Origin of the sequence: Corallococcus sicarius (assembly GCF_003611735.1) — a bacterium.
GTDB classification, from domain to species: Bacteria; Myxococcota; Myxococcia; order Myxococcales; family Myxococcaceae; genus Corallococcus; species Corallococcus sicarius.
The window spans coordinates 1-6,009 of record NZ_RAWG01000448.1 but is presented as its reverse complement, the minus strand read 5'-3'; the positions used below and the strand labels follow the sequence as shown (position 1 = coordinate 6,009).

General features: G+C 70.5%; 6 protein-coding genes. 3 read left to right on the top strand and 3 right to left on the bottom strand.

The genetic code is table 11. The features are described from left to right. Positions 1 to 221, top strand: a 221-nt coding sequence (locus tag D7X12_RS45665; protein ID WP_208719555.1) for a hypothetical protein, incomplete at its 5' end; no start/stop codon positions are given. Between the two features lie 63 nt (positions 222 to 284). On the opposite strand, the gene D7X12_RS38305 is transcribed toward D7X12_RS45665, so the two are convergent. Beyond that, the gene (locus D7X12_RS38305; RefSeq protein WP_120630112.1) at positions 285 to 1,367 is read right to left on the bottom strand and encodes a M35 family metalloendopeptidase; all 1,083 of its coding nucleotides are present in this window, start codon (positions 1,365 to 1,367) and stop codon (positions 285 to 287) included. Positions 1,368 to 1,584: 217 nt separating this feature from the next. Between D7X12_RS38305 and D7X12_RS38300 the strand changes: the two genes are divergently transcribed. Together D7X12_RS38300 and D7X12_RS38295 are read left to right on the top strand one after the other, a co-directional pair. Continuing rightward, positions 1,585 to 2,280 (top strand): glutamine amidotransferase-related protein, encoded by a 696-nt coding sequence (locus tag D7X12_RS38300; protein WP_120630111.1) that lies wholly within the window; start codon positions 1,585 to 1,587, stop codon positions 2,278 to 2,280. A 25-nt stretch (positions 2,281 to 2,305) separates the two neighbouring features. Continuing rightward, positions 2,306 to 3,607: an AAA family ATPase gene (locus D7X12_RS38295; protein ID WP_120630110.1), complete on the top strand. Its 1,302-nt coding sequence runs from the start codon at positions 2,306 to 2,308 to the stop codon at positions 3,605 to 3,607. Positions 3,608 to 3,610: 3 nt separating this feature from the next. Here the strand turns inward: D7X12_RS38295 and D7X12_RS38290 are convergent, their stop codons facing one another. Together D7X12_RS38290 and D7X12_RS38285 are read right to left on the bottom strand one after the other, a co-directional pair. Beyond that, positions 3,611 to 4,618 (bottom strand): hypothetical protein, encoded by a 1,008-nt coding sequence (locus D7X12_RS38290; RefSeq protein ID WP_120630109.1) that lies wholly within the window; start codon positions 4,616 to 4,618, stop codon positions 3,611 to 3,613. A 157-nt stretch (positions 4,619 to 4,775) separates the two neighbouring features. After that, positions 4,776 to 6,009, bottom strand: a 1,234-nt coding sequence (locus D7X12_RS38285) for an OprO/OprP family phosphate-selective porin (RefSeq protein WP_120630108.1), incomplete at its 5' end; no start/stop codon positions are given.

The following is a 6,009-nucleotide window of genomic DNA, read 5'->3' as shown; positions in this document are numbered from 1 at the left end:
ACTCGACTAGTCGTCGGCAGCGTCAGAGGTGTATAAGAGACAGGGACGGTGCGGTGTCCTTCGTCGGCGCGGGGGGCGCGACGGCGGGGGCGGCCTGTTGCGCGGGCGGCTCGGAAGGCTTCGGCGTACAGGCGGTGACCGAGGCGGCGGTGGACAACATTGCGAGCCATGCGAGGTTGCTTCGTCCCAGCCGCATCACGTGTCGCTCCTTGTGCTCGTGAAAAAAGAAGGGGGACGCAAGGCCCGTGGCCTAGCGTCCCCCGGTCAACGGACCTTGCGTCAGCTTACGGCAGCGACGGGGTGTTCTCCGTGAAGTATTCGTGGCTGTCCGCGTTGTCGCGCGCCTTGGTGGGGCTGGTCCGCGCCAGGTTCTTGGCCGCGGTCTGGCCGTAGGCGTGGTCGTCCGTGCCGGCCACGACGGTGAAGTGGCTCATCTCGTGGACCAGCGTGCCGGCGCGCGAATCCGTGCCCGTGTTGGGCGCGCTCCAGAAGGCGCCGCACACGTAGATCTTGTAGGGCGAGCCCGGGTACACGTAGGCGTAGGTGCCGCTGTCGTTGCAGCTGCAGTCCACCACGACGGACGCGGACGCGAACGCGTTCGCGATCTTGCTGAAGTTCGTCTTGATGGTGTTCCAGCCGGTGCTGGAGTACGTGCCGAACCACGTGGTGTAGCGCGTGGTCGCGGACGGCGTCCCGCTCAGGTACGAGTAGGAGTTGTTGGAGTAGGTCTTCGCGCTGTTGAACGCCGTGGTGATGGAGGACTGCTCGGAGCTGGTGCACGCGCCCGAGTAGGACAGCCCCTGCGCGGTGACCTGGCGCTGCGCCTCCAGCTCCGTGCGGCTGTTGCGGCGGCCTTCAATGAAGAGGCTGACCTCGTTGGAGGCCAGCGCCGTCACGCCCGCGCGCGACTCCAGCTCGTAGCGGATGGCGTAGGTGCCCGTCACGGACAGGTCATACACATCCGAGACGACGACGGGCCCGGAGAGGCTCTCGCCGGGGGCGATCGTCACGACGTCCTCGGCGCGGCCCAGCACGCGCTTGTAGTGCGCGCCGGTGTAGTCCACGGCCTGGCCGTCGCGGAGGACGGAGAGGCGGCCTTCCGTCAGGCCCATGCCGGGCACTTCCCACTTGTAGAGGCTCACCGGCGCGGCGGAGGTGTTCGTCAGCGTCACCTGCACCGTCACCGTCTCGCTGGCCGCCATGGACGCCTTGGGCACCGACACGGTCGCCGTCAGCGACCCCTGCGCCTGCTCGGTGGCCTCGGTCGGGGCGGTGTCACCGTCGGCCGGAGCGCCGCAGGCACCCAGCAGGGAAACGCCCACCACCGTACCGACCAGCCACTTGAAACCGCGAAGGCTCTTGCTCACGAGGAACTTCCTTTCGGAAAACGACGCAGCGAACACCTGGGGGAATGCCCGGGTCCTCACGCTTATAGGGGAAACCGGGCGCGGTGATGATGGCACGAAATGCTGTGAAATATATATGCCCCGGCTATTCCGTTTTGTGCCGCGGTGCGGCCTCCGGTGGCCCGGGGCGTTAGGCTGCGTGCGGCACGAGCGTGGCGGAAGGGAAGGGTGTCGGACGATGCGCGCGGTGGTGTTCGAGCACGAGGAGCATGAGGGGCCGGGGCTCCTGGGGCCCGCGCTGGAGGCGGCGGGGTTCACCCTGGTGCGGCGGTTCCGGACGGTGCGGCGCGAGGACGTGGAGGCGCCGCTGGTGGTGGTGATGGGCGGACCCATGGGTGTGTATGAGGCGGACGCCCACCCGTTCCTCAACGACGAGCTGGCGTTGCTGGGAGAGCGGCTGGCGAACGACCGCGCGTGCGTGGGCGTGTGCCTGGGTGCGCAGCTGTTGGCGGCGGCGGCGGGGGCGCAGGTGTCGCCGGGGAAGAACGGCTTCGAGGTGGGCGTGGGGCCGGTGCGGTGGACGCAGGACGCGCTGAAGGATCCGGTGGTGGCGGGCGTGAAGCCGCGCACGGCGGTGGCGCACTGGCACGGGGACACGTACACGCCGGTGCCGGGCGCGACGTTGCTGGCGTCCACGGACCGCTACACGCAGCAGGCCTTCCGGCTGGGGTCGTCCTACGGCTTCCAGTTCCACCTGGAGCTGACGGCGAAGGAGCTGGGGCGCTGGCTGGAGCTGGGCGCGGAGGACCTCGTCACCCGGGGCAAGGACCTGGAGGCGCTGAAGGCGCAGCTGCCCAAGCTGAAGGCGGCCGAGGCGGAGAACACGGAGCTGCTCCAGCGGCTCGCGCACCACCTGGCCCGGGGCCTGCGCTGAGGCCCTCCTGCTCGCGAGCGACGCCATGAAGCTGACCTGGCTGCACGTCCACCACTACCGCGGGCTCGCGCCGGACACGCGCCTGACGTTCGGCCCCTCCCTCAACGTGGTGGTGGGGGCGACGGGCAGCGGCCGCACGACGCTGCTGGAGCTGGTGTCCTCGGTGCTGTGCTCGGACTTCTCCGGGCTCCTGCGAGAGCCGTTCTCGCTGGAGTACGGGCTGCGCTTCGACGACCTCACGGTGGACGTGGCCGTGCGCAACGAGCCGCCGGTCGCGCTGCCCGCCTCGACGGGCCCGGCTGGCACGGGTGTCACGGGGCCGGGCGTGGCGCTGGCGCTGCCTCCCGCGGCGCTCTCGCACGGGCTGATGCCCTCCATCGTCGCGACGGTGCGCTGGGACGCGGCGGAGGACGTGCGGCTGGTGATGCGCGCGAGCGCCACGGGCTTCGCGTGCGAGGTGGACGGCGCGGCCGGCTTCTCCAAGCGCATGCACTGGTCGGTGTTGGACCGCTCCGTGTGGACGCTGCTCTTCATGGCCGCGCAGTACCTGGAGCGCGGCGTGAAGGACCGGCTGAAGGAGCTGCTGCGCCGCACGTTCCTGCTGGCGCCGCCGCGCTTCGACGAGGCGCTGGGGATGTACGAGCGCATTGGCACCATCCGCTACGCGATGGAGCGCCGGGGCGAGGACCTGTTCCCGCTGGGGCTCATGGCCCTGCCCGCGTGGATGCCCGGGTGGCTGCGCGAGCAGGTGGAAGAGGAGCCGCTGCCCCCGACGCTGATGTTCCGCCATGAGACGCTGCCGCAGGGCTTCCTCGCGCGCTTCGTGGCGCTGGCGGGGTTCGCGTCGGGCACGCTCACGCTGGACGTGACGGAGTCGACGCCCCTGTCGGAGGGAGGGCGGCTGGGCTTCAGCGGCTTCCGCTTCGCGTTCACGCGCACGGACGGCTCAACGGTGTCGCAGGAAGAGCTGGGCCATGGCCAGAAGCGGCTGTTGTCCTTCCTGTACTACCTGGATGTCCACGAGGCGTTCGTCATCGCGGACGAGCTGCCGGACGGGCTGCACGCGGACCTGGTGCGGGCGTGCGTGGCGGCCATGGGCGACCGTCAGGGCTTCGTCACCAGCCAGAGCCCGCTGCTGTTCGAGCACCTGCGCTTGCGCGACGCGGAGCAGCTCCAGGCCTCGTTGATCCGCTGCGAGGGTGGCGCGGGGCAGGGGGGCTGGCGGTGGACGCAGCCGACGCCGGAGCAGGCCGCGCGGTGGTTCGACGCGTACCGCGTGGGCTCCCTGCCGCTGGGCGCGGTGCTGCGCGCCCAGGGCTTCGGGTGAGCCTCAGCGCCCGGAGAGCAGCTCCGTGCTGAAGGAGAAGCCGGCCAGCAGGTAGGGCAGGGCGCCGTTGCGGTTCTCGTGCGTGAGGTACCAGCCGGCGATGAGCAGCGCGGTGGGCTTGTTCATCATGCCGCCCGGGCGGGTGTCGAAGGCATACGCGATGATGGGGCCCACGCGCAGGTGCTTGTTGGACGGCAGGCTCCGGCCAGGCAGCGGATCCACGGCGTTGGTGTCTTCATCGTACTGGGGCCACACCGCGGAGAAGCGCGCGCCCAGCGTCCACTGGCCGGTCATCCAGATGAGGTCCGTGTCGTTGGCGAGCACCCAGCCCTTGCCCGGCACCAGCGTGTCCAGCGTCGGATCATAGAAAGTCCCGCGCGGGCTTCCGTCCTGCAGCGACACGTTCCAGTACTCGATGGCCAGCTTCGTGCGCAGCGCGACCGACTTCACCTTCGCCTGCAGCGTGGGCTCCACGAAGAAGTGGTGCCCGGACGTGCCGTAGGCGGAGTCGTTCGTCAGGTCGCGCAGGTCGTCGTCGTAGGGCTGGAACGAGTCCGGGTACGACTGGAGGCTGCCGAAGGTGCCGAAGTACTGGACGTACTCGTAGCCGCCGCGGAGGTTGAACATCGCCACGGGCTGGAGCTCCACCACGGGCCCGACCTTGAAGAACGCGGGGCTCAGCTTGAGGCTCGCGGCGGCGCTGGCGAACGTGTCGCGCAGCAGCAGCGACGGGCTGTCGAACAGCCGCTTCTGGTAGATGAGCTTGTTCTGCGACTCGAGCCCCAGCGGGTTGTAGCGGACCACGGTGAGGCTGGTGAAGAAGACCCGGCGCTCCGGCAGGGGCGGCAGCGTGGGAGGTGGCACGTTCTCCGTCGTGGGGGGCTGGGGCTGCTGCGCGGCTGTGGGCGTGGACACCCCCAGCAGGGCCAGCAGCGCGGCGCGGGGGAGCCACTTCGACAGGGAGGGCGTCCGAACGGACGCCGGGCGGTGCGGGGGCACGTTCGCGGGCATGCTTCCTCTCGGCTGGGTGCCGCGACGCAAGGCCCTGGGGGAAGGGCCGTCCGTCACGACGGCCGGGAGCGTCGTCCAGGTGGCGTGCGGGCTTCAAGACGCAGCAGGACGAAGCCCGCGTGACACCGGGCGTCACCGTCCGGTGTCGGGCCCGGCTTCAGAAGGCGACCTGGAACCGGGTCAGCACGACGTTCTCCGGGGCGCGGTCGCCGCCGGGCGCGCCGCCCTCGTAGTTCGTGCGGTGGAAGTTGGCGCCGAAGCGCACGCGCCGGTTGAAGTAGAAGTTGGCGCCCACGCCGAAGCCCTTCGCCTCGCTCACCGAACGCGCGGGGTCCGCGAAGAGGGGGAAGGCGTCGTCGTCCAGGTCGAGCGCGTGGTAGCGCACGGCAAGCTCCAGCGCGCCGCCCTCGCCCGTCTTGGGGTTGAAGGGCGTCGTCGGCTTGACGCCGTCGAACGCGGCGTCTCCGCCGAACAGCACCCAGGAGGCCAGCGCCTGCCAGGCGTGGTGGCGCAGGCGCGCGCGCGTGTCCCCCGTCTGCACGTCCTGCGACGAGCTCACGTACTCCGCGATCACGCCCAGCGGCCCCTTGTAGAAGTACCCCTGGGGGGAGAAGCGCAGGTGTTCGCCGTGCGCCGTCACGGGGCCACCGGGCTGCGTGGCGCCCAGGTAGCTGAAGATGATCTCCTGGCCGGTGCTGCGCAGGACGGACACCCCGGGGGTGGTGGACGTGCCGAACTGCTGGCCCCGCGTCACCGCGAAGCCCACGCCCAGTCCCTCCAGCAAGGAGGGGCCGCCGCCCTTGAAGGGCCGCGCGAAGAGCCGCCCGGCCAGGTCGAAGCTGTCATCCGAGTTGAGGTCCCCGCTCACGCCGTCCGGCACGCCGTTGAGGGCCGCGAGCGAGTACTGCAGGCGTCCGCCGAGCACCTCTCCGTGCAGCTCCAGCCCCACGTCGCGGATGGGGACCAGGTCCACGGTGAGCGAGCGTTCGATGAACGGCGTGTTCACCGCGGCCTGGAGCAGCTCCAGGCCGAAGGGGGTCTTGAACTTGCCCGCGCGCAGGCGGAGCTTGTCGCTCGGGCGGAAGTCGATCCACGCGTCCTGCACGAGCGGCTGCGCGCTGCCGAAGTCGGGCATGAAGCGGAAGTCGACGAAGCCGAAGAACGTCCCCTCCACGAAGGGGCGCACGCGCCGCATGACGAAGGTGTTGGTGCCGGTGCGGTCCGGATCGTCGGCGAAGAAGCGCCCATCCGCCTGGAGCTGCCCGCGCAGCTTCACCACGAAGGCCTTGTCCGCCGAAGACACGGAGAAGCCCTCCTCGGACACCTGGATGACCGGCGCTTCCGGGGCCGGAGCGGACTCGGCGGGGGCCGGGGGCTGGGCGCTGGAGGAG

Bases quoted from the DNA above. Each gene is read 5' to 3' on its own strand.
- D7X12_RS38300 (WP_120630111.1), top strand. From the start codon at position 1,585: ATGCGCGCGGTGGTGTTCGAGCACGAGGAGCATGAGGGGCCGGGGCTC.
- D7X12_RS38290 (WP_120630109.1), bottom strand. From the start codon at position 4,618: ATGCCCGCGAACGTGCCCCCGCACCGCCCGGCGTCCGTTCGGACGCCC.
- D7X12_RS38295 (WP_120630110.1), top strand. From the start codon at position 2,306: ATGAAGCTGACCTGGCTGCACGTCCACCACTACCGCGGGCTCGCGCCG.